The organism is Trichormus sp. NMC-1 (assembly GCF_001858025.1).
GTDB lineage: Bacteria > Cyanobacteriota > Cyanobacteriia > Cyanobacteriales > Nostocaceae > Anabaena.
In genome coordinates, this window is record NZ_LZQD01000004.1 from 209,875 (window position 1) to 234,508 (window position 24,634).

At 39.1% G+C, this 24,634-nt stretch carries 28 protein-coding genes; 6 read left to right on the forward strand and 22 right to left on the reverse strand.

Features of this window, described 5'->3' with window-relative positions:
- Window positions 1-393: 393 nt before the first annotated feature.
- The 8 genes from A9Y75_RS14710 to A9Y75_RS14745 form a co-directional block, all read right to left on the reverse strand.
- The gene (locus A9Y75_RS14710; RefSeq protein ID WP_071190304.1) at window positions 394-1,191 is read right to left on the reverse strand and encodes a hypothetical protein; all 798 of its coding nucleotides are present in this window, start codon (window positions 1,189-1,191) and stop codon (window positions 394-396) included.
- A 144-nt stretch (window positions 1,192-1,335) separates the two neighbouring features.
- The gene (locus A9Y75_RS14715; protein ID WP_071190305.1) at window positions 1,336-2,574 is read right to left on the reverse strand and encodes an acetate kinase; all 1,239 of its coding nucleotides are present in this window, start codon (window positions 2,572-2,574) and stop codon (window positions 1,336-1,338) included.
- A gap of 6 nt (window positions 2,575-2,580) precedes the next feature.
- Window positions 2,581-3,588 (reverse strand): zinc ABC transporter substrate-binding protein, encoded by a 1,008-nt coding sequence (locus A9Y75_RS14720; RefSeq protein ID WP_071190306.1) that lies wholly within the window; start codon window positions 3,586-3,588, stop codon window positions 2,581-2,583.
- Between the two features lie 89 nt (window positions 3,589-3,677).
- Window positions 3,678-3,941: a hypothetical protein gene (locus A9Y75_RS14725; RefSeq protein ID WP_071190307.1), complete on the reverse strand. Its 264-nt coding sequence runs from the start codon at window positions 3,939-3,941 to the stop codon at window positions 3,678-3,680.
- 50 nt (window positions 3,942-3,991) lie between these two features.
- Window positions 3,992-5,047, reverse strand: coding sequence for a hypothetical protein (locus A9Y75_RS14730; protein ID WP_071190308.1), 1,056 nt, complete (start codon window positions 5,045-5,047; stop codon window positions 3,992-3,994).
- Between the two features lie 262 nt (window positions 5,048-5,309).
- Window positions 5,310-6,281 carry a GTP-binding protein gene (locus A9Y75_RS14735; protein ID WP_071190309.1) on the reverse strand — a complete coding sequence of 324 codons (972 nt, stop codon included), beginning with the start codon at window positions 6,279-6,281 and terminating at the stop codon, window positions 5,310-5,312.
- Window positions 6,282-6,325: 44 nt separating this feature from the next.
- A complete protein-coding gene (locus tag A9Y75_RS14740; protein ID WP_071190310.1) occupies window positions 6,326-7,234 on the reverse strand; it encodes an alpha/beta hydrolase in 909 nt (302 codons plus the stop codon).
- 83 nt (window positions 7,235-7,317) lie between these two features.
- A complete protein-coding gene (locus A9Y75_RS14745) occupies window positions 7,318-7,752 on the reverse strand; it encodes a SufE family protein (protein WP_071190311.1) in 435 nt (144 codons plus the stop codon).
- 282 nt (window positions 7,753-8,034) lie between these two features.
- On the opposite strand from A9Y75_RS14745, the gene psaK reads away from it, so the two are divergent.
- The gene (psaK, locus tag A9Y75_RS14750; protein ID WP_071190576.1) at window positions 8,035-8,295 is read left to right on the forward strand and encodes a photosystem I reaction center subunit PsaK; all 261 of its coding nucleotides are present in this window, start codon (window positions 8,035-8,037) and stop codon (window positions 8,293-8,295) included.
- Window positions 8,296-8,670: 375 nt separating this feature from the next.
- Here the strand turns inward: psaK and A9Y75_RS14755 are convergent, their stop codons facing one another.
- The 6 genes from A9Y75_RS14755 to A9Y75_RS29660 all read right to left on the reverse strand — a co-directional run bounded on the left by A9Y75_RS14755 (window position 8,671) and on the right by A9Y75_RS29660 (window position 12,579).
- Window positions 8,671-9,042, reverse strand: coding sequence for a hypothetical protein (locus tag A9Y75_RS14755; protein WP_083389617.1), 372 nt, complete (start codon window positions 9,040-9,042; stop codon window positions 8,671-8,673).
- 167 nt (window positions 9,043-9,209) lie between these two features.
- Window positions 9,210-9,959 carry a metallophosphatase gene (locus A9Y75_RS14760; RefSeq protein ID WP_071190313.1) on the reverse strand — a complete coding sequence of 250 codons (750 nt, stop codon included), beginning with the start codon at window positions 9,957-9,959 and terminating at the stop codon, window positions 9,210-9,212.
- A 231-nt stretch (window positions 9,960-10,190) separates the two neighbouring features.
- Window positions 10,191-11,003 (reverse strand): metallophosphoesterase family protein, encoded by an 813-nt coding sequence (locus A9Y75_RS14765; RefSeq protein WP_071190314.1) that lies wholly within the window; start codon window positions 11,001-11,003, stop codon window positions 10,191-10,193.
- The gene (locus tag A9Y75_RS14770) at window positions 11,000-11,779 is read right to left on the reverse strand and encodes a GTP-binding protein (RefSeq protein ID WP_071190315.1); all 780 of its coding nucleotides are present in this window, start codon (window positions 11,777-11,779) and stop codon (window positions 11,000-11,002) included. The genes A9Y75_RS14765 and A9Y75_RS14770 overlap by 4 nt, the downstream gene beginning before the upstream one ends.
- 109 nt (window positions 11,780-11,888) lie before the next feature.
- Complete coding sequence (locus tag A9Y75_RS14775) at window positions 11,889-12,395, reverse strand: AAA-like domain-containing protein (RefSeq protein ID WP_236721433.1); 507 nt, start codon at window positions 12,393-12,395, stop codon at window positions 11,889-11,891.
- Window positions 12,316-12,579, reverse strand: a complete 264-nt coding sequence (locus tag A9Y75_RS29660; protein WP_236721417.1) for a hypothetical protein — start codon at window positions 12,577-12,579, stop codon at window positions 12,316-12,318. The genes A9Y75_RS14775 and A9Y75_RS29660 overlap by 80 nt, the downstream gene beginning before the upstream one ends.
- A 229-nt stretch (window positions 12,580-12,808) precedes the next feature.
- Between A9Y75_RS29660 and A9Y75_RS14780 the strand changes: the two genes are divergently transcribed.
- The 3 genes from A9Y75_RS14780 (at window position 12,809) to A9Y75_RS14790 (ending at window position 15,577) form a co-directional block, all read left to right on the forward strand.
- On the forward strand, window positions 12,809-13,822 hold the full coding sequence (locus A9Y75_RS14780) for a DMT family transporter (RefSeq protein WP_236721418.1): 1,014 nt from the start codon (window positions 12,809-12,811) through the stop codon (window positions 13,820-13,822).
- A gap of 90 nt (window positions 13,823-13,912) precedes the next feature.
- Window positions 13,913-14,749 carry a 4-hydroxy-tetrahydrodipicolinate reductase gene (gene dapB, locus A9Y75_RS14785; protein WP_071190316.1) on the forward strand — a complete coding sequence of 279 codons (837 nt, stop codon included), beginning with the start codon at window positions 13,913-13,915 and terminating at the stop codon, window positions 14,747-14,749.
- A gap of 96 nt (window positions 14,750-14,845) precedes the next feature.
- Window positions 14,846-15,577: a phosphate ABC transporter permease gene (locus A9Y75_RS14790; protein WP_071190317.1), complete on the forward strand. Its 732-nt coding sequence runs from the start codon at window positions 14,846-14,848 to the stop codon at window positions 15,575-15,577.
- 36 nt (window positions 15,578-15,613) lie between these two features.
- Here the strand turns inward: A9Y75_RS14790 and A9Y75_RS14795 are convergent, their stop codons facing one another.
- The 7 genes from A9Y75_RS14795 to A9Y75_RS14825 all read right to left on the reverse strand — a co-directional run bounded on the left by A9Y75_RS14795 (window position 15,614) and on the right by A9Y75_RS14825 (window position 21,388).
- Complete coding sequence (locus A9Y75_RS14795) at window positions 15,614-16,243, reverse strand: precorrin-8X methylmutase (protein WP_071190318.1); 630 nt, start codon at window positions 16,241-16,243, stop codon at window positions 15,614-15,616.
- Window positions 16,244-16,351: 108 nt separating this feature from the next.
- Window positions 16,352-17,161 (reverse strand): TPM domain-containing protein, encoded by an 810-nt coding sequence (locus tag A9Y75_RS14800; RefSeq protein ID WP_071190319.1) that lies wholly within the window; start codon window positions 17,159-17,161, stop codon window positions 16,352-16,354.
- Between the two features lie 172 nt (window positions 17,162-17,333).
- A complete protein-coding gene (locus A9Y75_RS14805; RefSeq protein WP_071190320.1) occupies window positions 17,334-17,870 on the reverse strand; it encodes a hypothetical protein in 537 nt (178 codons plus the stop codon).
- Between the two features lie 11 nt (window positions 17,871-17,881).
- Complete coding sequence (locus A9Y75_RS14810) at window positions 17,882-18,238, reverse strand: YtxH domain-containing protein (protein ID WP_071190321.1); 357 nt, start codon at window positions 18,236-18,238, stop codon at window positions 17,882-17,884.
- 29 nt (window positions 18,239-18,267) lie between these two features.
- The gene (locus tag A9Y75_RS14815; RefSeq protein ID WP_071190322.1) at window positions 18,268-18,597 is read right to left on the reverse strand and encodes a hypothetical protein; all 330 of its coding nucleotides are present in this window, start codon (window positions 18,595-18,597) and stop codon (window positions 18,268-18,270) included.
- A 64-nt stretch (window positions 18,598-18,661) separates the two neighbouring features.
- Window positions 18,662-19,483: a class I SAM-dependent methyltransferase gene (locus A9Y75_RS14820; protein ID WP_071190323.1), complete on the reverse strand. Its 822-nt coding sequence runs from the start codon at window positions 19,481-19,483 to the stop codon at window positions 18,662-18,664.
- A 183-nt stretch (window positions 19,484-19,666) separates the two neighbouring features.
- The gene (locus A9Y75_RS14825; protein WP_071190324.1) at window positions 19,667-21,388 is read right to left on the reverse strand and encodes an EAL domain-containing protein; all 1,722 of its coding nucleotides are present in this window, start codon (window positions 21,386-21,388) and stop codon (window positions 19,667-19,669) included.
- 646 nt (window positions 21,389-22,034) lie between these two features.
- Between A9Y75_RS14825 and A9Y75_RS14830 the strand changes: the two genes are divergently transcribed.
- Together A9Y75_RS14830 and A9Y75_RS14835 are read left to right on the forward strand one after the other, a co-directional pair.
- A complete protein-coding gene (locus A9Y75_RS14830; protein ID WP_071190325.1) occupies window positions 22,035-23,495 on the forward strand; it encodes a GTP-binding protein in 1,461 nt (486 codons plus the stop codon).
- Window positions 23,492-23,947, forward strand: a complete 456-nt coding sequence (locus A9Y75_RS14835) for an SRPBCC family protein (RefSeq protein ID WP_071190326.1) — start codon at window positions 23,492-23,494, stop codon at window positions 23,945-23,947. The genes A9Y75_RS14830 and A9Y75_RS14835 overlap by 4 nt, the downstream gene beginning before the upstream one ends.
- On the opposite strand, the gene A9Y75_RS28530 is transcribed toward A9Y75_RS14835, so the two are convergent.
- Entirely contained in the window at window positions 23,914-24,603 is a 690-nt protein-coding gene (locus tag A9Y75_RS28530; RefSeq protein WP_177176198.1) for a hypothetical protein, read from the reverse strand. The genes A9Y75_RS14835 and A9Y75_RS28530 overlap by 34 nt on opposite strands.
- Window positions 24,604-24,634: the final 31 nt, after the last annotated feature.

The following is a 24,634-nucleotide window of genomic DNA, read 5'->3' on the forward strand; positions in this document are numbered from 1 at the left end:
ATTACGAATTACGAATTACGAATTACGAATTACGAATTACGAATTACGAATTACGAATTACGAATTACGAATTACGAATTACGAATTACGAATTACGAATTACGAATTACGAATTACGAATTACGAATTACGAATTACGAATTACGAATTACGAATTACGAATTACGAATTACGAATTACGAATTACGAATTACGAATTACGAATTACGAATTACGAATTACGAATTACGAATTACGAATTACGAATTACGAATTACGAATTACGAATTACGAATTACGAATTACGAATTACGAATTACGAATTACGAATTACGAATTACGAATTACGAATTACGAATTACGAATTACGAATTACGAATTACGAATTACGAATTACGAATTACGAATTACGAATTACGAATTACGATAATCTTTTTCAGGGAGATTAATAACAGGGAATCCCTCAGCATTAATCACTACCTTACCTCCTAGATTTTCAATTTCTCTAATTGCTCTTTTGCGAGTTTTCTCATCCACATTATTTTGTAAAACCATTGTCCAACCAGCAATGCGGGCAAATTTACTATCAGGATTCTTACTCAAAAATTCAGCAGTTTTTGCTGATAGAAAAGCCACATTTTTACTTTCTTGATCAGTTTGAACATTTGCCCAATTAGCAGCTTGTAAAAAAGATTCCTTTGCAGCTTGGGATTTACCTAAAAATAATAACTCATCTGTTCCTTTATACCGCCATACATAATAAGATTTATTCGGTACGGTAGGAGATAGAAATTTTAAACCATTCTCTATTAAACCAATAGTCTTCTCTGGCATACCAGCATATAGAGAAGTACTGATAGAAAGACCCAAATAAGCTGCTAAAAATCTTGGATCTCGTCCTAGTATAACTTCAAAATATTCTGGACTCAAGCTATAACCTGTTTTGTTTCTTACTTCATTATCCCCAAAATATTGCAAAAAATCGATATATGTCCAATCAGCAATCACGTTTTTATAACTAAAGCTAGGGAAGTTTTCGAGTAAATTAAGCCGTAAATTTTCTTTTTCTTGGTTTTTTTGTAAGCTTTCTAAAGATGTATTTTCTTTACTAATTAACAATTTTTGCAATCTAGGTAATTGACTTAAGCTAATTCCTAAGATACACAAACAGGCTACCAAAGGTGTAGTAATATCTTCACGAGATATAAACATACTCTTTCTGAGTTTTTCAGACAATTTACATCATTGTATATAATACACTTTCTGTTAAATTCCTAATTTTTGATTTTACATACAACAGATTTCAGGTTGCAGGAGGTACAAAATTTAAGGACAAAGCCTTATGCTAAGAGACTTTCAACCCTGTTCCCTATTCCCTATTCCCTGCTGTAATTGCCAACATTGTTGTGCTATAGCCCAATCTTCTTGAGTATGTATAACTAATACTCGCACAGCAGAATCTGATGTAGCAATATCAGCATCAATTGGCTGCTGCTGATTTTTGACAGCATCTATTTTCAATCCCAAAAATTCCCAAGCAGTACAAGCCTCTTGACGAATTCCTGGAGATTTTTCTCCCACCCCACCAGTGAAAACTAAAGCATCTAAACCTCCCAAACTAGCCAGCATAGAACCGATACCAGCCTGTAAGCGATGTACGTATATATCCCAGGCTAATTGGGCGCGTTCATTACCTTGCTGCCTTGCGGCTATTACTTCCCGTAAATCATTAGAAACCCCCGAAATTCCTCGTAATCCAGAAGCTTTATTTAAAACATAATCCAGCCTTTCTGCTGAGTAATCACATTGACGCAATAGATAAATTAGAATCCCTGGATCAATTGAGCCACAACGACTACCCATCATTAAGCCATCAAGAGGCGTAAAACCCATAGTTGTATCAATGCTGCGACCATTTTTAACCGCCGCTAAAGAGCAACCATTACCTAAATGACAGGTTATTAACCGCAGTTCGTTTAAATCTCGACCCAGGATTTGTGCTGCACGAGTAGAACAGTATTGGTGACTGATACCATGAAACCCGTAGCGTCGGATACCTTGTTCTACCCATTCATAGGGGCCAGGATAAATGGCGGCGGCATCAGGTAAAGTACTATGGAAGCTAGTATCAAATACTGCAACTTGGGTAACATCTCCTAAGCTTTGTTCAATGGCTTCTATGCCCTCCACAGCGGCTGGATTATGGGCTGGAGCAAGGGTAGAAAGACGAGCGATGGCGTTTTTCACATCTTCTGTAATTACCACACTTTGGCGGTAGTCTTTTCCACCATGTACTACCCGATGTCCAACTACATCGATTTCTGACAACTGACTTACCACCTTAGTCGCACCGTGAGTGAGAGTATGGAGTAGATAGGCAAAATGTGCGCTTTGGGAGTCACCCTCGATATATTCTTGTAGCACTGCACCCGTTGCTGTTTTTACCTCTATTTCTGCTCCACTTTTGTCTTGAATCCAGTTTATTTTCCCTTCCCAAAGAGGTTGTGGTGCTTGGTTGAGGACAGTCGCATCTGTAATTTTATACAGACAAACTTTTTGGCTACTTGATCCGGCATTTAGTACTAATATATTCATAATTGCTTACTTGGAAATGTTCGGTGCAAATTTCAGATAAGTTCCACCCAATCCTTCTACAATACTGCGTGTGTTAGCATCCATCATTTTTTGATATGTTTCTCCATCACTACCAGGTTCACCAAGTCCATCTATATAAAGTTGTCTGGGAAAAAGTTTCACATTAGCTTCTTTGGCTATAGGTTCAAGCAAATTGGAGTTGGTTTTTGTGTCTGCAAAAATTGTTATGACTTTAGATTTTTGAATATAGTTAGCCATATTTTTAACTTTGGTATTTGTTAAATTCTCTTCATCGCTAATATCTAGCCAACTTCCTTTATAGGGAAAACCATAAGCTTTGACATAATAGATTATTGCTTGATGGGTGGTCAGTATTTTGCGATTTTTTGGGGGAATACTGGCCAGTCTAGATTTAATCCAGCTATTTAGTTGGTTTAATTCTTTGGTAAGTTTTTTACTATTGCTGCTATAGGCTTTGGCATTTTTAGGGGAAATTTTACCTAAATTGCTATTAATTACCTCTACTATCTGGATAGTATTCTTTGTATTGTGCCAAATATGTGGTTCTGTGAATTCTTGACCATTATTTCGTAATTTTTGTGGCTGTGGTACAGCAAGTTGGGCAACAGCTATTTTTCGCGTTCGGTTTTGTTTTGCTGTAATGATTTTGATTAAACCTGGTTCAAAATTATAGCCATGATATAAAATCAGATTAGCCTGTTCAATGGCTTGTCTATCTTCTGGAGTGGGTTGATAAAAGCGGGGATCTAAACCAGGAGGAATCAAGCAGGTAAGGTTAATGCTTGTCCCGGCAATTTGTTTAGTTAAATCACAAATTACGCTAGTAGTCGCTACAACTTGGGGAAGATTTCTGTTAATGCTGTTGGTTTGATTAGTGCGGGTGTATACTGTATTTATAGTTTGATTTCCACACCCGGCAAATCCAAGTGCAAGAGTAAAAAAACCAGCATTTAATAATTTATTTAATAGTATGTTTTTCGACTTTTTCAACATCCTCTAATTATCCTGACAACTCACATATCTCAAATGAATAAAGGCACAGCATCACTGTGCCTTATAAATTTTCATAACTGCTAACTTTATTAAAAACTAGCAGAGGGCAACTTGCCTTGTAACATCTGAAATTTAGCCTGAACACAAGTAGAGCAACCGCAACCTAATTGATCAATAATTGGATTGGTTACTAAACCAAAATTTGGTGCTGTTAGTTCAATATTGTTGTGTGCAGATGGTGTAGCTAGAGTGATGACTCCGTTTCTACTCAATGCATGGGCTGGATTAGCTATCAGTAGCAGAGATGCCAGAAAGACTGGACAAGCAAGCAAAATCAGTTTGGCTATGTTCATAGTTCACACTTAGAGGCCGCTGCTGATACAGCATAGCCAATTATTAGTCATTAGTCAGTAGTTTTAGACCAAATAAGTAGTTCCCCTTGTTCCCCACCTGCGGCTAATAAGGGTGGGGAAACCCCACCCCTACTGGGATGCCAAGCTAGGGTAGAAAATCCTGCTCTGACACCTGCGATAATTTGGGATACTTCTGTGGCTTGGTTCCACAAACACAGCCAACCATCTGCTGCTGCGGAAGCGAGAAGAAAACTTTGGGGTGCGAATGCGATCGCATTAATTATATCCACATGATTAGTCAATATGCGCGATTCCCACCCCAATGACTCATCCTCTGATTTTTCCCAAACTACTACACCCTCAACACTGGAAGAAGCTAAAAGCGGCGCACCAGCGGCTGGAGTGGCTTCTGACCAAGCTAATTGGCGAATTTTACCCGGAAAGCCTCGCATTAGCCAAGGATCGGGATTTCCCCATTCCAACACGGTGACACTACGATCCATATTGCCAGAAGCTAAGTATTTGCCATCAGGCGACCAAGCCATTGCTACACTCACTGTAGTCGTAGCTAAAATATAAGGTTCTTCATCCCAATCTTGAGTATTCCAAATTTTTACTCCCTGATAGCCGCTAATGGCTAAATATTGCCCATCTTTACGCCAATCAATCCCTAAAATTGATGAGTTTTCAAAATTCAGCGTGACAACAATTTCTTCTGCGTCCGCATCCCATACTTGGACGCAGCGCCCTAAACTAAAAGCTAGTTGGTTATTTGTATGATTCCAAGCTAATTTATCAACCCAAGCAGGGGCGTTTTCTAAAGTGGTAATTAATTGATTTTCTCTCCAGATTTTTACTTTTCCATCTTGTCCACCGACGGCTAAATATTTGCTATCGGCAGAAAATGCCACGCAATCTACTGATTTACCTGTGGCAGTTTGTAAGGTTGTGATTTCGCTATTTTCCCAAATTACAACTTCTCCAGCAGCGGAAGTTGCAGCTAGTTTTTCTCCTTGGTTTGACCAAGTTAAAGATGTGACATAATCTGCAAGCTGACCTGAATAGTAGGCTGTAAATTCTTGATGTTTACTAGTTGTGAAGTTCATGTGTAAATATGATGGGCAATATTATTTTTTTACTAATCGCAGAGAAAAGAAAATGGCGTTGTTGATTTAGGATATGAGTTTCTCATTTTTATTCACCAACGCCTAGTTTTACGTTTTATTTCTCATACCTCGATTTGCACCTGAGAATATGATTTATTGAACCGCGTATCCCTTACGGGACCGTAAGGAAAGACGCGAAGATCGCGTTCGCGTTCGCGTTAGCGTTGCGTAGCAAAGGAAGAAGGAAGAAGAATATTTGGATTTACACCAGACAGGCTAGAAAATCTTGTTTTAGTTTAGCTTCATCAAGATTACGACCGATAAATACAAGTTCATTTTTTCGGGTTTCGCTGGCTTTCCAAGGTCTATCTGGTTTACCATCAAATATCATGTGTACTCCCTGGAAAACAAAGCGATCATCTTCTCCTGCAATGTTTAAAATGCCTTTCATGCGAAAGATATCTATTCCTTGAGTACGTAATAATTCACTTAACCATTCATTTAATTTTTGTCCGTCTATTGCGCCTTTTTCTACCAAAGCTACAGAATAAACGCTTTCATCATGTACGTGAGCATCTTCACCTAGGAAGTTGGGGTCAATTTCTAAAGCCCGGTCTAAATCAAAGGCTTTTACACCTAATAATGCATCCATTCCTAATTCTGAGTTTTGGGTGCGGTGGATTTTAGCGATCGCATTCATCGACCGAATTCGCTTTTCTAGTTCTTCTAAATTTTCTGGGGTGACTAAATCGGTTTTATTCAATAAAATTACATCAGCAAATGCAATTTGTTCTTGGGCTTCGTCTGCTTCCCAATGTTGCCAAATATGCTTGGCATCGACAACTGTAACTACTGCATCTAGTGACAATTGACTCTGCATATCTTCATCTACAAAAAATGTCTGAATTACAGGTGCAGGGTCGGCTAATCCTGTGGTTTCAATTACTAAATGGTCAAATTTATCCCGGCGTTTCATCAAATTGCCGATGATGCGAATTAAGTCACCGCGAACTGTACAACAAATACAGCCGTTGTTCATTTCAAAGATTTCTTCATCTGCATCAATAACTAGTTGATTATCAATGCCTACTTCCCCAAATTCATTGACGATGACAGCAACTTTTTTACCGTGTTCGTAAGTCAGAATGTGATTGAGTAGAGTAGTTTTACCTGCTCCTAAATAGCCAGTTAAAACGGTTACAGGTACGGTTGTGAATGTTTCTGAAGCCATCATAATCTTAAACCAAATTTGATGAGGTGTTGATAATCATTATCTATTTAACATATCTTTGTTAAAAATGGTAATATTGCCTCAAAAACCACTGCTGGGTATTCTTCATGCAGTCCCAAAGAACCAGGAACGATAACGCTGCTAACTCCTGGTAAAGCCGCCAATGCGTCCATTTCTTGCCGTGACTTGGGGGGGCTGGATTCGCCAATTACCGCCATTAGTGGGGCAGATAAGGACTGCACTAGGGACAGAAACTCTGTTTGACTATGAATAGTATCTATATTGCCGGTGACAAAGGCCGCAGAAGCAAATCTGGCGTTTGGTTGTTGAGTACTTTGCCATTTTTCGGTGATGAAACTGGGTGTAAGTTTCGCTGTATCGGTGAAGACATGGCGGCTGTACATCCAACTTAAGAAAGATGGGGTAGTGTTAAGTTTATAGAGTGCTTGACCGAGAATCGGCGATCGCACTAATCCCCTCACCATAGCAGCTATATTTGCATTTGCACCCATTGTCGGTAGAGGCCCACGCCAAGTTGGTGCTACCAAAACAATCCGCGAAAAAGCATTTGGCTGTTTAAAGGCTAGTTGCAGCACATAACCAGCAGCATGACCAGCCGCAACTACAATAATTGGGATATTAAACACAGATTTCACGAAATCTGCCAAAAATTGCTGATATATTGCCGGGTTGTAATCTAATTTTAGTCGGGAAGATTCCCCAAAACCTGGCCAGTCTAAAGCGGTAACTTGAAAATGGGAAGCGAGTAATTTAGCAAGTTCTCCCATTTCTCCCCTTGTAGAAACACTACTAAATGCGGGAAGTAATAAAAGCGGAGAACCTAGTCCAAGAGTTTCATAAATCACCTGCAATTGTTGATTTTCCCAATTCCAGAGAAATTCTTGAACTTGACCACCAAATACACCAGCAGGTTTTGTCAATAAATTGGTAGACATTTTGATTTAATTAGTCATTAGTCATTAGTCATTGGTCATTCCTCCGCATCTCCCCATCTCCGCGTCACCGTGTCCCCGCGTCCCTAATTTTCTAATTTACATTCCAAAGCTTTTTTTTGCATGGTTTTGAAAATGTTGTAAAAACCGTTAGCGCGGGAAGGTGTCAAGCTAACATTTAAACCAGTAGCTTGAATAAAATCAGGAGTTAATTGGACGATTTGTGTTGGTGCTAGTCCATTCAATCCTTCTATTAATAGCGCTACTAATCCCTTCGTTAGCTGGGAATCAGAATCTCCCTGAAAAACCACTTTCCCATCATCGAGTGATGCTGTCACATATACCTGTGAGACGCAACCAGGAACTTTGTTTTCGGGTAATTTATCAGCTTCGGGAAACTCTGGCAATTTCTGAGCATACCAAATTAACTGTTCATAACGTCGCTTCGGTTCAGCAGCACGTTGGAAGCGTTGGACGATTTTAGCTAAAGCAGGTGGCAAGGAATCAAGACTTGAGGACATAATAAATTCAGGAAATAATTCAGTCTCATCTTGAGTTTAAATTATCTGGAGAGCGATCGCTCGTATTGAGTTTAGCGGCTCATTGTATTCTCAATCAAAAAGAGATAATTCATTTGGTAATTGTATTGCTGATGACCAAATGGCATCCGTAGAGTGATTGTTTATATTAAGTATTGGCAACAACTGTTAAATATTGCTGCAAAAATCGGCTTTTTGTTGATTTTTACGATGAATTTTGAAGATTATATTCTCAATGATTCAATAATCTCAGGAGAAAACCAGATGTTGACCTTTAGCTTACTCGCTATTGTACCCACAACCCTAGAATGGACTCCCAACGTTGGTATCATCATGATTCTCGCCAACATTTTAGCGATCGCTATCGGCAAGTTTACAATCAAGTATCCTAACGCAGAACCTGCTTTACCTGCACCCAATTTCTTTGGTGGTTTTGGTTTACCTGCTGTATTAGCAACCACCTCCTTTGGTCATATCTTAGGTGCAGGCATCATCTTAGGACTCCACAACATCGGCAAAATCTAAGCTTGAGTCCCAACTTTGCTTGTATTAAATCGATTTATTGTTTATTTTTCCAGCTAAGAGCCAGAAAACCTAATTTCTGGCTTTTTCTCTTTGACCAGGAATTTTAGATTTTAGATTTTAGATTTTAGATTAAAAAAAATTTGGTATAGGTTCCCCGTCCTTGAGGACGGCAAAATCATAAATCCCAAATCCAAAATTTTCAAGCTCTACACTTGAGGGTGGAGTCAATCCAAAATCCAAAATCGTCAATCCAAAATCGAGTGACTCATGCCTCCTGTAAGACGGGAGCATCCCAACAACAGATATTCACAGTTACTTGCCTATCATCTGTATTTTTTGATGAAGTTCAATTATGCATAAATACGGTTTTTCAAACTACACGGCTAAAGGTGCCGTACCATGTAACTGACGCACAGCATTGAGACAAACTAGGCAATCACAGCCAAATAACTTAATTGCCTCATTACTTTCTGCATCAGTGAATTCTAGTTCATCTGCCTGATTTTGACCAGGTTGAACTTGCGCCAATTCCATATTTGGTTTAACCGTCGTAGGAGTAACATTATCCCCCTGTATACATACCTGACGCACACTTGCTGAACGGGGAGAACGGACACAAGAAAGATGAGTAGCAACAGGGGTAACTGTTTGATTAGCATGGGCTGGTCTAGCCATCATCACCATAGATAGCATAGACGTAAACAAGACAGGACTAGAAAGCAAGGCCAAGATAAATTTTCTGTTCATTTCTGGAAAAAAGTTTATGGCTAGAAAAACAAACCAACCATCTTTTCAGACCAGTTGATTGTCAATCAGTCTATCTTATCCAAATTAGCTAAAAATAGCTGAGTTAATTCAATATCATCCATACAGTATTTCTATCTTGGCTTCTGGCTGGGAAACAAAACCAAAAATTACCCAGCAGAAATTACCTTAGTTGAAACCTGAAAACCTTTCCCAACTCCGTAACGTACAGTCTTAAATTCTACAAAATTTGTCTCTGGATTATAAACAGTATAAATCGCTTCTCCTGGATTTCTGCCCACATTACCCACACCTATCACTTGACGCGGAGAAATTTCTACAGTTTCAGGAGTAGGGGAACTATCCAAAGTTGTCACACCTGTAGTAATAGAACCGGCTTCTAGCTGATATCTAAAAGCTAAACCAGAACGACCGCAGAATAAATTATTTGCTTGCATACGTCCCAAACGGTCAAGCATTTGGATAGGAGGCGTTTCTGGCGTTAGTGCTTCATCAATTGCTACCGTTGAACCGTGAATTAATAAACAATCAAGTTCAAAAAAACCAAAATCTAAATTTCGCAACCATTGCACAGTCGGACGAGAAACCGAATCCCAAAGTAACTTAACAGTATCTCCCCCATACTTAGCCATTAACTCTGTCGGTTCCCCAGTTCCAGCCACACCGTGGAGAATAAAACATTGTTCTTCCCACCAACCCTTACAAACTAAAGGTTCCAACTCCCCGCGCTTTGGGTTCCGTACTCTTGTCACCAACTTCTCAGAATCTTGATTTGGCCCCACCAAATCGCCCAAAATATATAAAGCCTCAACATCCCGCAGACGCTTAACATCAGCCATTACAGCCTCATAAGCCGCCAAATTACCCTCAATTCCACTCAAAATCGCCCATTTAGTCATTTTCTTATTTTTCTGCGCTCTCTGCGCCGCTGCGGTTGGAATAGACTTTTTCCATCATTCCAGATATCATCTGCCTTTATCTACGGTTAATGGCTTCTTATTTGAACTTTTGCAAACAGTCTCAATCTCTGACTTGAAAATAAGACCCCACCCCTAACCCCTCCCCGCTGTTTCGTGGAGGGGAATAAGAAGTTTTTTTTCATGTGTTCTGGTGTACGTAGTTCATGATGGCTACTTAGTACAAACATGAGTTGCATCATCAGCCCTTTCAGCATATTCCAAACCTTGAGACAAACGCCAAGCAAAAATAGCAGGTAAACCCTTCTCAATAATTGCGGCACAGGTTTTTTGATAATTGTAAGCAACTTCCCGCAGCTTCACATCTTGATTATCGGTGTCATAAATTACATAAGTTGCATTAGGTCTTCCATGTCGAGGTTCTCCCACAGAACCGACATTAATAATCCGTTTCAAGTTAGCTGTAAAATTGATTTCCCTTGCTTCTGTACCTTCACCTTGAACACGCACTTGCAAACTTCCTGCATCCAAATTACGGACATAAGGGACATGAGTATGTCCACAAAAAAGTACATCTGCATCTGTGGAAAGTACTCGCTCCAATGCTGCAAAAGCGTCAAGTTCTGGTAACAAGTATTCATGGTTGCTGTGAGGACTACCGTGAACAAAAGCTAAATTTTCCTCACGCAAACTATGGGGTAATTGGGCTAAAAATTCTCTATTTTCGGGTTTTATTTGTTGATTTGTCCATTCATGAGCTATTTTACCCCTGTTTTCAGCTAATAAAGAAGGATAACTGCAATCGCAAGCATTTAAACCTTCTACAATATCTTCATCCCAACAACCAGAACAAGTAGGAATATCCAGAGAACGAATTTGTGTCACTACCTCATTTGGATAGGGGCCATATCCGACTAAATCTCCCAGACAAAAGATTTTTTCCACTTTTTGGTAATCTATATCTGATAAAACTGCATCCAAAGCTTCAGAGTTGCCATGAATACAAGACATAATTGCTATTTTCACTGAGTTATCTCTCCTTCTGATAAAATCTCTTTGACCTGTTCTTGGTATTGTTTAATGCCAATGTCTGACAAATAACAATCTTGCAAAGTTTGTTTAATTGCTGACTCGTCTAAATTTTTACCCCATACTTCTATACCACTAAAGCGCTCTGGTCTGCCTTCTAAATGACGTGGAATATCCAATTCCAGAAAATCGGTTGTGGGGATACCCGCAACAAAATCACCGTAAATTGACCGACCATCGGCTACATCAAAGATGCCTTTAGCACGGGTAACTTGACCATAAGCATGATGAGTAATTTCATACCAAAAGTCATGTAAACTGTCTTCATCAATAACTTGACCACTGCTGGGAACGCGCCAAAGTTGACTTGGGGAAATACTGATATCAATATTTGCACCTTTGATAATTTTTTCTGCCCAATTATGATATTCAGAATCTTTGAGGTGTGGTGGTAAAATGGCTATAGCAATATAGGGTACATCGTTTAATATTTGCTGAATTGCAGTTAATTCCAAATAAAACCCCAGTTCAATATAGGCTAGTTTGGCGGTTTCTAGCTGGGTGTAAAATTCGATTTCTTGACCATCTCCAAAGACTTTTACTTCTGGGAATTCCGCAGCTAGGCGCGTTTGGTCTATGGGAACCTTGCCATTTCCAGGACTATAATAGATTACATTGTCCAGGGAAGCGGTATTTTGCAACTTTTGGCAAATCCAAGTAGTTTTCCCACAGCCAGCAGGTCCAGCAACCACTGTGATAATTGGTATATTCATATTTTAATGATAATCATTATTGTGTATTTTGCCAAGTTAAGTTGGGTACTCTAAAGTTTACTTCTATACGTTTACCAGAAATGCCAAGATAGATTTAGATAATTTATGATCAGCGTTCTTTAAAATAAAGACGATATAAATTACAAAGTGATTGCACCTCATTTCCTTTAAATTCAATTAAACCCAAACTACGTAATTTAAAGGCTTGTGCAGACTCTATTTTAATAGGAACATCACTGTTAATTACTTGTTGCATTGCTGTTTTTAACAACTTATCTTTTTCAAGTTCTAAAACATAGAAGCGTAAAAAGTCTCTATATAATCCTTGTTCAGTGGGAGCAATTTTCAGAAATTGTTCTAAACTTAAATTACCTTTAGCAATTTCATCAAGCGCAGTTGTTAATAAATAAGGATGGCCATCAATCATTTCTCTTAATTGGTTTATTTCTGTATCTGACCAATTTAAACTAAGTAGATGAACTAATTCTTTTACTTGTGTGGCATTAAATTCTTCTATTTCGACAGATAAACCGACATTAAAGGGAGATTGATTGACATTTAGAGCTACATAAACTTCTTGAGAATGAGCAATTACTAAACGTAATTTTTGCCAAATATCTTCTGTTTTTGCGTTTTCGTGCCAAGCTCGTAATAAAGCGGAAAATTGTTGAGTACTCTCCAGCTTTCACCGCTTGATATAAATCTTCATCAGCTTTGCGTGTGACGTAGGTGGGTGCATGAGGAGGAAGACTACCACCGAATTGATATTGATAATTCTGGGAATCTAAAAAGGATGTCATCTTATGCTATTTGGGGTTATTTTGTCAATCCTTAAGGGCTAATTATAATCTAGCTTCGCCAATAGAATCTTTTCAGAGAGAATTTTTAGATGTAATAATCAGTTAAAATTTACTATATGTAGTAAAACTTAATTTTTCAAAAAAAAATGTTGAAAAAATTATTACCTGCTCTATTCCTAGTGATTAAGAAAAGAGTTGGCAAATCCCTATGATCTTGTTTTTCAGTAAGATGTTCAGCCGTTGGGTGGCGGCTGGTGTCAAGCTCCGTACTTCCACCTATGAACTTACAAAAAACAATCTGCGGATTCAGGGAATCATACTGTTTGTTATCATCAACATCATTTGGGGAACAACCTTTCCACTTATTGAAAAAACAGTCAGCAGCCTTTCATCAAGTGTATTAATTGCTATGCGATTTGGTGTGGCAGCATTATTCTTCAGTGGCAACTTGCGTGGTCTAAACAGGCTGATATTACGCGATGGTTTACTACTGGGAATCGTATTCTTTGCCTATCTAGCAGTTGAAACAGTCGCTCTAGAGAGTATTCATGCCAACCGGGCAGCATTTATTGTCAGCCTGAGTGCAATCTTAGTACCTTTACTAGGTTTGTTTTTTGGTCGGCGCTTACCGTTGAAAACTTTCCTATCTGCTGGACTTGCCGTTATTGGAATCGGCGTGATGTTTTGGGGAGGGGGAGTATTAGGAATTGGCGATTTGTTAATGTTAGGTGATGCCTTTATTTATGCAGGTTATACTCTCCTACTAGAACAAATAGCACCCCGCTACCCATCGTTATCACTTACTAGCGTCCAATTGTGTGTCGTTGCAGTTATGGGCGCAATCTGGAGTAACACAAACTTAGTTAAAGAGTTTGAGGTTATCAATGAGAACTGGGGCGTGATTCTTTACCTGGGGTTGGTAGCAACTGCCATGATTATCTGGCTTCAGACATTAGCTCAACGATGGATTCGGGCTGAAGAAGCAGCTTTACTCTACACACTTGAACCAATATTCTCAGCGATATTCTCGTTTTGGATACTTGGCGAACAGCTGGGATTAAGCGGTTTCATTGGCGCGGCTTTTGTTTTATCTGCAATAGTTCTCAGCCAAAACTCTCAAGATTCCGAGCCGGATATGCCGGATATACAGATTGATGTCAGTGAATCAACATCTGCTTTGCTGGTTGTCGCGGAGGTTAATCGTATAAAATCAAACAGCTTGGAATCTGAAATTCTCTCATAGGACTAGTCCCGCCTTCTCAGAATTAAAAACGGAGACGGTTGTTGGGACTGGGGCAAGATGTAAAATGACTAAAAACCCATTTCTGGAAATATGACAAATCAATCTACTATCCCAGTCATTGTCAATGGTGCAGCTGGCAAAATGGGACGTGAAGTAATCAAAGCAGTGGCTCAAGCACCGGATCTGATTTTAATGGGCGCGCTCGATACCTCACCGGCACATCAGGGCAAGGATGCAGGGGAATTGGCAGGTTTAAGTGAACCTTTAGAAGTGCCAATTACCAATCAATTAGAGCCGATGTTAGGCTATGTGGCGGGTGAAAGACAGATGGCTCCTGGAGTGATGGTAGATTTTACCCATCCAGATTCAGTTTATAATAATATTCGCAGTGCGATCGCTTACGGTATTCGTCCGGTGGTCGGAACCACAGGTTTAAGTCCTGAACAAATTCAAGATTTGACAGATTTTGCGGAAAAAGCCAGTACAGGTTGCTTGCTGATTCCTAATTTCTCCATTGGCATGGTATTGCTACAACAAGCCGCAGTTACAGCTTCTAAATATTTTGATCATGTAGAAATTATTGAACTTCATCATAACCAAAAAGCAGATGCTCCTAGTGGTACAGCTATTCAAACAGCCCAACTTTTAGCCGAATTTGGTAAAACCTTTAACCCACCTCAAGTAGAAGAAACTGAGAAGATACCTGGAGCCAGAGGTTCTCTTGCTGATGAAGGGATTAGAATTCATAGTATCCGCTTACCAGGACTGATTGCCCATCAAGAAGTCATTTTTGGCGCTGCGGGTCAAATTTACAGCTTACGCCATGATACAAGCGATCGCGCCTGCTATATGCCCGGAGTCTTACTGGCAATTCGCAAAGTAAACGGGCTAAAGTCTTTAGTATATGGATTAGAAAAAATACTTTAAAGAAGGAGTCAGGAGAAATAAAGAACAAAGAAGTTGACTCATCACTCAGCACTCGGTACTCATCACTTGGTACTCATCACTCAGCACTCACTACTCATGCTTGTTCCCCTGACGCGCCAAAAATTTGAACAAATCATCCCCTTCATTGCCACTGGTTCCCAGTACAAATACTACTGGGGAAAGTTCAGCAATTTTTTGCAGCGGCTGTTAATTTCTGTAGTTACTGTAGTTGTAATTTTACTGGTTCAAATCCTTTTCAAGCTGGATTTTGGGTTGATTTTGGTATTCGGGGTATTTGGCGCTTTTTTTTGGCTGTGGTATCCAGTCCTTCAAGCTAGTCTACGCAATGCGAAATGCCGCCGTTTCAAGTACAGCGGCTTTTTTCGTGGACGAGTCATAGATTGGTGGATTACAGATAAGTTGACTGGTAAACAAGAAACCGTCAACAATAAAGGCGAGTTGGTAATAATTGAAAACCGCGAAAAACGAATTAACTTAGAATTGGGCGATGACACCGGATTTATTGTTGAATTTGATGCACCATTGCGTCCTGCCCACAAAGCGATCGCTCGTGGTCAAATAGCAGAAATGGTAGTCATGTCAAATAGCCCAGATTTAGGCAGCATCGAAGAATTTAGCAATATTTACATTCCCAATCGCAACTTATGGATCAGTGACTATCCATTAGTGCGACAGGATTTCTTCAATGAAGTCAGTCTCCGCTTACGTGAAGGACAACAAAAAAGACCACGCCGTCGCCCTCCACAAGGGCAAGGAGACAGAAGAGCAGAGAAACAGCGAGATCGAGAAGACGATGATAGATATTAATACTCTCCAGCAGCCCCTGCACCCTGCCTCCTGCCTTCAATTTCCCCCATTCCGATCTTGGCCATAGGCTTGCCATGCTAAATCAACCAAGCCATCAACAATTGCAGCTGCCACAACTGCATTACCTTTGCGACTGTCAATAGTAATATAAGGTACTAAAGATTCTTGTAAACGTTCTTTAACATCATCTACGTTGACAAATCCCACGGGGGTAGCAATTATCAACGCAGGTCGAATTTCTTCAGTTTCAATTAAATCTACAAGTGCAGTTAATGCGGTTTGCGCTTGACCAACCACAAAGATACCCTCTGGGTACCGCTTGGCAAGGGTTTCAATTCCCCAAGCAGCACGAGTCCTTTCTTTTTGTGGGCGTGTCAGAGCTTCCATGCTGCAATACACCGGATTAGCAAAAGTGTTTTGAATGTCGTAAGCAATACCGACCTGTACCATTGGCACATCTACTACAATAGTGGTGCGTGCTGCTAGTGCTGCTGCTCCTGATTGTAAAGCGTGTTCCGAAAACCGGATCAACGACTTGTACTCAAAATCAGACGTGGCGTATATTACTCGCCGGACTATCTCATACTCTGCTGGTGAAAAGACATGATCGCCAATTTCACTATCAATGATTGCCAAGCTTTGAGCATCAGTTACGTGCCATTCCATTGCTGTTAAGCTTCTCACATATCAGCTTTCAGCTTATCATCAGAAGGCAGGAAGAAGGTTATTCTCACCTGTCAAGAGTCAAGAGTCACCTGTTCCCTTCTTCTTAACTCAAGACTCGGTACTGGAAGAAGGACGACTAAAAACTGGAGATAAATAGGCAACTAAAACACCCATCAGAAAAGCGGTGATATTACGAACTAGAGGCAGCCAATCGCTTGTACGAGTAACTACTGGTCCAATACCGAAGGCAATAAATAAAATTCCCCATAATGGTGAGAAAATTAAAGCCCATTGCCAAGCAAAAACTTGTTTATCATTGCGAGGTTGAGCCGCAAAGCCACAAATCACCCCACCTATAGCGGAAGTAATGAGGGTAAGTATCCACTGTTCCCTTGGTAGACCAGGAACGACGTTACAACCACCTTTAAGTAAACAACCTTTAACTGAATCTAAGGCTTGTAGGATGGCTTGGTCTTCCCCTTGTTCGCGCACAAAGTACAAGTTGCCAAAACGGGTTTGCAGTTCAATCCAGAAAGTCCTGGGTAAAAATTCATAAACTGCGTCACCAACACTAAAACTGAGGATATTACCGCCACGAGAGTCAGCAACCAAGAGAATACTTTTGTCATCTAAACCCCAATATTTGATGACTGCTCTACCTGGAGTGCGGTCATACTGGGTTAATACTCGCAATTTCCAGCCCGTATCAGTTTCAAATTGTTCTAGTTCTCTGACCAATTTTTCTTCTTGGGGGTCAGGGAGCGATTTAGCTAAATCTACAACTGGGGTGAATATGGCAGGTAGTAGGTCAGGATTTTCGTAAGCTAGGGCTGATGGAGATTGCATTGCCCAAATTGACCCAGAAAAACAAAAGACTGCAATGAATACTAAAACTCGTCGCCAAAAACAAAGCTGCATGGAATTTTTTTATATAAGTATTAACGGGTGGGAATGAAAACGTTGTGTTAAAAAAGTACGGGAAAAGTGATACTTCTTTACACTTGTTTACTTTACTCTAATCTTAGTCATTAGTCATTAGTCATTAGTCATTGGTGATTGGGTTATTAATCTCCCCCCTGTTCCCTGTCACCTATTCGTCATCTAAATCGCTGTCCCAATTAGCAGTTTCACCATAACCATGATTGATGCGATAGGTTTCTGGTTGTGTGCGCTGATTTTGTAGCCTCGCTGCTTCTGGCTCTGGCAAAGTTAGCGGTGGTTTCTCATTTATGGGCAAGCGTTCGGCGTTTCGTCTCACAGGTTTTTTGCGCGTGAAAGTTTTCCACGCAGTTTTAACGCCAACTAAGACACTACGTGTAGTAACTTGAATATTCGCTGCTTGTTTTTTGGCGCTATCTAAGCTTTGATCTACTTGTTTAACGACTTGACTAGCACTTTTGACACCTTCACTAACATCGTCAGTTAAATCTGTTATTTCTAAACTAGTATTGCGGATGGCGTTGAGAGTGGGTGGTAACTCCCGTGAGAGAGTATCAAAGAATTTTTCAGCACTGCGAGCAGCGCGTGCTAATTCCTGCAAAGCCGGTATAGCCGCCACTAAAACAGTAGTTAGACTAGCAGCGACTAAGAGAATGGAAAGTCCCAGCCAAAACAGAGGATCAATCACAGTTATGCTATTTATGAGCTTTCTAGATGCTGGGTGAGAGAATCTGGATTTTCGGGATCAGCAGGTTTTTGCCGTTGTAGGGCTTGGTTTTCGCGCTGTGTAGCATCTACCCCAGCAGCGATCGCATCCCGCAGTCTCTCTAAAGTATCATCCCAGTTTCGCAAGGCGCTGGCAGAAAGACGATCTGCCTGGATTTGGACACTTGTTGATATATCTTCTGCCAATTCTGGTAAAGCATCAGCAGATTTTTTCAAAAGTTTACGTGTTTCGCGCCCTGTGCGTGGAGCAACAAGCAAGCTGGTTAAAGCACCGATAGTCGCTCCTAGCATCAAACCGCCAATAAATACTCCAGAACGGTTATTAGACATCTTAATTATTTTTCTCTTTAATACCCATTCTAGGTGGGTTTTCTCCTCTGGCAAGACCCTATATTCCAAAAAGATTGCTGCCAAATTTTTCTGCCCAGTAAAATGAGATTGAGAATTTGCCGCACTTGTTGGATTTGCAGTTCTAAGCTTTGATTGATTTGGCGCAGGTGATAAATCTGCTGTTGTCCTGTATATATACTTCGCGGTGCTGTATGTAAAGTTGCATGGATAGAGCGTTCATAGTCGATTAACTTATCAGTTACTTTTGCCAAGTTCTGTCTTATTTGCCATATTTGACGAGCTAGATACAGTAGGCTCACAGAGATAATGATATTAATCAGGACAACTACAATTACCATTTTTTACATTTATTTTCCGCTATGTGATTCATTCACCTGCAAATCGCTGTATTTTTGAATACATCTAAACCTTCTTCGCAACCTGAAAAGCTGAAATATATTTAATCTTAAGACTTCCCTCATAATGCTGCTCAATCTTTGACCGCAACCCAGTAAATAAAGCATTTCTCATTGGCGCTTCTAACTTTAAATATGGTGATAGTGTACCCAAAAGCAGTAAATAATGATCAACGCTATAAGTGACTTCACACACAACACGATCAGAAACTAAATCTTTAAATAAACCGGAATCAAGGACTTTTTGTCCGAAAGATGTGACTATTTTTTCTTGAGTTATTATATCTTCATATCTTGCTGAAGATGGAGCATAAATTTGATAAACATCATGCAAATTTTGGTATACATCATAATCAGGTTGAGGTGTCATATTCCACAACAAAATTAAATAACCATCATTCTGTAAAGCATCGGCGACTTTTGCATAAGCTGTTTCAGGACTAATCCAATGAAAAGATGTCGCTGCTAAAACAGCATTAAATTTTCCTGGTGCTAATTTCCATTCTTCAAAAGTTGTTTGTTGAATCTCTACATTTGGATATGCTGCACAGTTTTCTCTGGCCAATTTACAAGCTTCTTGACTTGGTTCTAAACAAATCATGGAAAACCCCAATTTAGCATAAGATACAGTTGCATTTCCTGGCCCACATCCTAATTCAAGAATCCTACCTTCAGGAGTAAGTTTAGCTACTTCTACAGTATTATTAATAATTTCTTGGGGATAACGTGGTCTTACCTTGTTGTAAGCATCTGCTACGGGAGAATACCAGTTTTTTTTCAGTTCTAAGTCTTGGGGATATAAATTTTGTAGTGGTTCTAATTCTTTCATGAATCTGCGTCTCCGACAGAAGAAGGAAAGTAAACAAGGAAGAAGATAGCTATACTAAAAACGGTTGGAAACTTTGCTTTTTAATGCTAACCTAATTATCCCTGATGGCAGATAATTCTTTTTTTAGCTTCTGCCTTCAGCAAGACTACCTTTCTTCGGTTAGTGATTTTCTGGAAGGCCAGTTTATTTTATAGTCAATAAAAATTTTCTCAACTCTTCTGGTGCTAGAGGCCGGCTAAAAAAATAGCCCTGAATGACATTACAATTATTTTGTCTAAGCCAACATAGTTCACCTTCTGTTTCTACTCCTTCAGCAATAATTTTTATGTTGAGACTATTTGCTATTTGAATAATAGATTTGACAATTACTTGTTTACTGTCTATTTTGTCGATATTAGTAATAAAATAACGATCTATTTTCAGGTGATTAAAAGAAAACTCTTGTAGATATTTTAAAGATGAGTATCCTGTGCCAAAATCATCAATAGATATTTGAATATTATAATCGTATAACTCATTTAGTTTGTGCTTTACTGCTTCAACATCTTCAATAAATACACTTTCAGTTAATTCTAATTCTAAAAACTTAGGTGCCAGGCTTGTTTCTGCAATAATATCAATAACTCTCTGGCTGAAATCTGGGTTGGCAAACTGACAAGCAGATATATTTACTGCTATATTAAAATCACCCAATTTCTCTGATTGGAATACAGCGAGTTGATGACAAGCTGTTTTTAATATCCAATCTCCCAAGGGGATAATAAGACCTGATTTTTCGGCAATGGGAATAAATTCTGCGGGAGAAATAAAGCCATGTTCTGGATGCTGCCAACGAATCAATGCTTCTACACAAACAACCTTACCAGTTGTGATATTGATCTGAGGTTGATAGTAAAGCTGAAATTCATTTCGTGCTAGAGCGTAGTTTAAATCAGTTGCTAAAATAATTTTTCTAAAAACGGTCTTTAATATCTCTGGACTGGAGAAATGATAAAAACTGGTATCTTGTTGTTTATAATGTTCTAAAGCAACTTCAGCATTAGTCAGTAATTCATTTAGTTGAAGACCATCATCAGGATAACAAGTAATCCCAATTTTAGTTGTCAGAGCAATTTCTTGATTATTAAAAAATAAAGGTTGTGATAGATTGTCTAAAATTTTTTGAGCAATATCAGCAGCAACCTTAATGTCTGGAGTTGACTTTAACAAAATCACTAATTGATCTGTTTGCAAATAGGCAATTAAGTCTATGGAATGATTTTGCAACTGCACATCATTTAATCTTGTAGCGACAGCTTTTAGTAATAATTGCCTTAAGCTAGATTCAAAAAATAATTTTGTCCGGTGAAGAATATTTATGTCAATAAGTAACAAAGGCAGAATTTGACGGTCATTGTAAGCTTGAAGACGAGTTTGATTGAAATGTTCTTCTAACAAAAATTGATTAGGTAAACCAGTTAAGCTGTCATGACGAGCTAAATGCATGAGTTTAGCTTCCATTTGCTGAACCTGATTTAGATAATATTCGCTAAATATTTCCCTTTTTTTGAGTTGTGTCGTAATCGCTTGGAGAAGTTCCTCGGCATTAAATGGCTTGGTTAAGTAATCATCAGCACCTAGACTCATTGCTTGACGCAGATCAGAATGCTCATCTTTAGCAGTTAGGAAAATAAAAGGAATGATTGCAGTGACTGGATCTTGACGTAAGATTTCAATCAAACGATAGCCATCTAAATAAGGCATCATGATATCACACATAATCAGCAGCGGATGATGCTCTTTAATCATGTTTAGTCCCACCAATCCATCTTCAGCCGTAATCGTGGAAAAACCAGCCAAATCGAGAATTTGCTGAATAAGCTCTCGCATGAGAGGATCATCTTCAATTATCAAAATGTTATTCATTAGGTTTAGGTAAAACTCTAGTAAAAACAAGAAATTAATCTTGATGTTTCAGTATAGGCAATATCTGAAGGTGATGCTACGTGATAAATAGCAACTAGATACATATATTTAATATCTTCATTTATACGGTATATACGGTTATTTTTACTATTAAAGTGCCGATATTATAAGCATTTTTACTTAAACATTCGCCTAACTGAGGTATGTAAGTATGAAACCTAACGGCAAGCTACACCAGCAACAGTCAACCAAAACCATGCAGAAACTAATTTCCTGGTTTTGAGATTAGAAAAGTTACACTCAGAACGATAGCGAGAAACAAACTTTATACAGCAGAATTCAGGAGTCAGTAGAGACGTTTCGACGAAACGTCTGTACAGGAGTCAGGAGTAAAACAGGCGAATGTGTCTAGGCTTCAATTTTGATTCTGTACCGTATGGCTACGCCACGCAAGCTATCGGCTGACGCTCACGGCGAAGCCTCATTGATCTGCAATCTGCTGTATCCTCATGACTAGTAGATAACAGCGGAAATAAACTAACTATTTCCTATCCTAGAAAAGCTTATGCGGTATTCATTTTGAATTGTGAATTCAAGGCAGTACTAGGATTAAAAATAAGGTAGATCCAAAATCCAAAATATTGATATGACATCAACATTACCCGAACCCCCTGCAAACGAATCAACCAAATGGGAAGAAGAACTTGACAGTGCTATTTTCACCTTTGAAGACATTCAAGCTGAACTCAATTATAAACAGGCCAAAACCGCACTGCGAAATTTAGTCAATAATCTTGACCTCACCTCCCAAGAAAAATCTGGCTTGGAAGCAGAAATTACAGATTTAGAAACCATGTTGGGCAAATTAGACAGCATGGTGGTGCAGATTGCGGCCTTTGGTATGGTGGGACGTGGAAAGTCTTCTTTACTCAATGCTTTAGTCGGACAATCAGTATTTGAAACAGGACCATTACACGGTGTCACCCGTACAGAACAAAAGGTTAATTGGACTATTACCGAAGAAATAATTGGTGAAACTGAACGGGCTTTACGAGTTACTTTACGTAGCAATAATCAATCCCAAGTAGAATTAATTGATACTCCGGGATTAGATGAAGTCGATGGTGAAACCCGCGCTGCGTTAGCTGAACAGATAGCAAAACAAGCAGATTTGATTCTTTTTGTTATTACTGCGGATATGACAAAAATGGAACATGAGGCACTTTCTCAGTTGCGGGAAGCTGGTAAACCCATAATTTTGGTATTTAATAAAGTTGATCAATATCCTGAAGCTGACAGAATGGCAATTTACCAAAAAATCCGGGACGACAGGGTGAGAGAGTTAGTTTCACCGGATGAAATTGTTATGTCTGCGGCTTCACCATTGCTAAAAACTGCGGTGCGTCGTGCCGATGGTAGCAGAGGTATACAGTTGCGTCAAGGTAATGCTCAAGTTGATGAACTAAAACTGAAAATTTTAGAGATTCTGCAACGGGAAGGAAAAGCTTTGGTGGCGCTGAATACGATGCTTTATGCTGATAATGTAAATGAGCAAGTGTTACAGCGCAAACTGATGATTCGGGAACAGAACGCGAATGAGTTGATTTGGAAAGCTGTGATGACTAAGGCTATTGCGATCGCTCTCAATCCTGTTACTGTAGTTGATATCCTCAGTGCTGTAATTATTGATATCTCCTTAATTTTAGGCTTATCTAAACTTTACGGTATCCCGATGACAGAAACTGGTGCTGTGAAATTACTCCAAAAAATCGCCCTGAGTATGGGTGGTATCGGTGCTAGTGAACTGTTAGCAAATTTAGGTTTAAGTGGCTTAAAAACTTTACTGGGTATTTCTGCAACCGCAACAGCAGGTGTAGCTTTCGCTCCTTATCTATCTGTAGCAATTACCCAAGCTGGAGTAGCTGGTGTTTCTTCTTATGGTATTGGACAAGTGACTAAAGCTTATTTAGCGAATGGCGCTACTTGGGGGCCTGAGGGTCCTAGAGCGGTAGTTAGCCAAATTTTATCAACTTTAGATGAAACTTCGATTTTGAACCGCATTAAAGATGAATTGCTGACTAAAGTTAAACTCAGAAAAAAACTATGAAATCTCCCCAAATTATCGAACAATCAATTCAAATTAAGGCTTCAGCCTCAATAGTAGAGCGCTGCTTCACCGATTTAACTCTTATGCACCGCTGGCTTAACCCTGTTCTCCGTTGCGAACCTGTGGGGGAAAAGTGGAGTACAGATATCGGTAGTCACAGCCGTTTTATTATTCAAATTCCTGGACTCAAACCGACTTTAAACACAGTAGTTATAGAACGAGAACCAGGTTTGGTAGTCTGGGGATTCGAGGGATTTTTCCAAGGAAGCGATCGCTGGGAATGTCAACCTGTCGCCAATGGTACAATCTTAATTAACCGCTTCCAGTTCCAGATTCCTAACCCGTTGGTAAGTTGGGGTTTCAATACCTTCGCAGCAACTTGGACAAAAGCAGATATGGAAGCCCAACTGCGTCGTCTTCAACGCATTGCAGAAGAACTGGGTAATTCGTAATTCGTAATTCGTAATTCGTAATTCGTAATTCGTAATTCGTAATTCGTAATTCGTAATTCGTAATTCGTAATTCGTAATTCGTAATTCGTAATTCGTAATTCGTAATTCGTAATTCGTAATTCGTAATTCGTAATTCGTAATTCGTAATTCGTAATTCGTAATTCGTAATTCGTAATTCGTAATTCGTAATTCGTAATTCGTAATTCGTAATTCGTAATTCGTAATTCGTAATTCGTAATTCGTAATTCGTAATTCGTAATTCGTAATTCGTAATTCGTAATTCGTAATTCGTAATTCGTAATTCGTAATTCGTAATTCGTAATTCGTAATTCGTAATTCGTAATTCGTAATTCGTAATTCGTAATTCGTAATTCGTAATTCGTAATTCGTAATTCGTAATTCGTAATTCGTAATTCGTAATTCGTAATTCGTAATTCGTAATTCGTAATTCGTAATTCGTAATTCGTAATTCGTAATTCGTAATTCGTAATTCGTAATTCGTAATTCGTAATTCGTAATTCGTAATTCGTAATTCGTAATTCGTAATTCGTAATTCGTAATTCGTAATTCGTAATTCGTAATTCGTAATTCGTAATTCGTAATTCGTAATTCGTAATTCGTAATTCGTAATTCGTAATTCGTAATTCGTAATTCATAATAGTGCCTACGGCAGGCTACCGCCAACGT

Coding starts and splice junctions, on each gene's coding strand:
- A9Y75_RS14720 (WP_071190306.1), bottom strand. CDS start 3,588: ATGTTGAAAAAGTCGAAAAACATACTATTAAATAAATTATTAAATGCT.
- A9Y75_RS14830 (WP_071190325.1), top strand. CDS start 22,035: ATGACATCAACATTACCCGAACCCCCTGCAAACGAATCAACCAAATGG.
- A9Y75_RS14820 (WP_071190323.1), bottom strand. CDS start 19,483: ATGAAAGAATTAGAACCACTACAAAATTTATATCCCCAAGACTTAGAA.
- A9Y75_RS28530 (WP_177176198.1), bottom strand. CDS start 24,603: ATGAATTACGAATTACGAATTACGAATTACGAATTACGAATTACGAAT.
- A9Y75_RS14795 (WP_071190318.1), bottom strand. CDS start 16,243: ATGGAATGGCACGTAACTGATGCTCAAAGCTTGGCAATCATTGATAGT.
- A9Y75_RS14755 (WP_083389617.1), bottom strand. CDS start 9,042: ATGAACAGAAAATTTATCTTGGCCTTGCTTTCTAGTCCTGTCTTGTTT.
- A9Y75_RS14810 (WP_071190321.1), bottom strand. CDS start 18,238: ATGTCTAATAACCGTTCTGGAGTATTTATTGGCGGTTTGATGCTAGGA.
- A9Y75_RS14780 (WP_236721418.1), top strand. CDS start 12,809: ATGTTCAGCCGTTGGGTGGCGGCTGGTGTCAAGCTCCGTACTTCCACC.
- A9Y75_RS14790 (WP_071190317.1), top strand. CDS start 14,846: ATGCTTGTTCCCCTGACGCGCCAAAAATTTGAACAAATCATCCCCTTC.
- dapB (WP_071190316.1), top strand. CDS start 13,913: ATGACAAATCAATCTACTATCCCAGTCATTGTCAATGGTGCAGCTGGC.
- A9Y75_RS14735 (WP_071190309.1), bottom strand. CDS start 6,281: ATGATGGCTTCAGAAACATTCACAACCGTACCTGTAACCGTTTTAACT.
- psaK (WP_071190576.1), top strand. CDS start 8,035: ATGTTGACCTTTAGCTTACTCGCTATTGTACCCACAACCCTAGAATGG.
- A9Y75_RS14745 (WP_071190311.1), bottom strand. CDS start 7,752: ATGTCCTCAAGTCTTGATTCCTTGCCACCTGCTTTAGCTAAAATCGTC.
- A9Y75_RS14760 (WP_071190313.1), bottom strand. CDS start 9,959: ATGACTAAATGGGCGATTTTGAGTGGAATTGAGGGTAATTTGGCGGCT.
- A9Y75_RS14825 (WP_071190324.1), bottom strand. CDS start 21,388: ATGAATAACATTTTGATAATTGAAGATGATCCTCTCATGCGAGAGCTT.
- A9Y75_RS14800 (WP_071190319.1), bottom strand. CDS start 17,161: ATGCAGCTTTGTTTTTGGCGACGAGTTTTAGTATTCATTGCAGTCTTT.
- A9Y75_RS14770 (WP_071190315.1), bottom strand. CDS start 11,779: ATGAATATACCAATTATCACAGTGGTTGCTGGACCTGCTGGCTGTGGG.
- A9Y75_RS14815 (WP_071190322.1), bottom strand. CDS start 18,597: ATGGTAATTGTAGTTGTCCTGATTAATATCATTATCTCTGTGAGCCTA.
- A9Y75_RS29660 (WP_236721417.1), bottom strand. CDS start 12,579: ATGACATCCTTTTTAGATTCCCAGAATTATCAATATCAATTCGGTGGT.
- A9Y75_RS14835 (WP_071190326.1), top strand. CDS start 23,492: ATGAAATCTCCCCAAATTATCGAACAATCAATTCAAATTAAGGCTTCA.
- A9Y75_RS14740 (WP_071190310.1), bottom strand. CDS start 7,234: ATGTCTACCAATTTATTGACAAAACCTGCTGGTGTATTTGGTGGTCAA.
- A9Y75_RS14730 (WP_071190308.1), bottom strand. CDS start 5,047: ATGAACTTCACAACTAGTAAACATCAAGAATTTACAGCCTACTATTCA.
- A9Y75_RS14715 (WP_071190305.1), bottom strand. CDS start 2,574: ATGAATATATTAGTACTAAATGCCGGATCAAGTAGCCAAAAAGTTTGT.
- A9Y75_RS14710 (WP_071190304.1), bottom strand. CDS start 1,191: ATGTTTATATCTCGTGAAGATATTACTACACCTTTGGTAGCCTGTTTG.
- A9Y75_RS14725 (WP_071190307.1), bottom strand. CDS start 3,941: ATGAACATAGCCAAACTGATTTTGCTTGCTTGTCCAGTCTTTCTGGCA.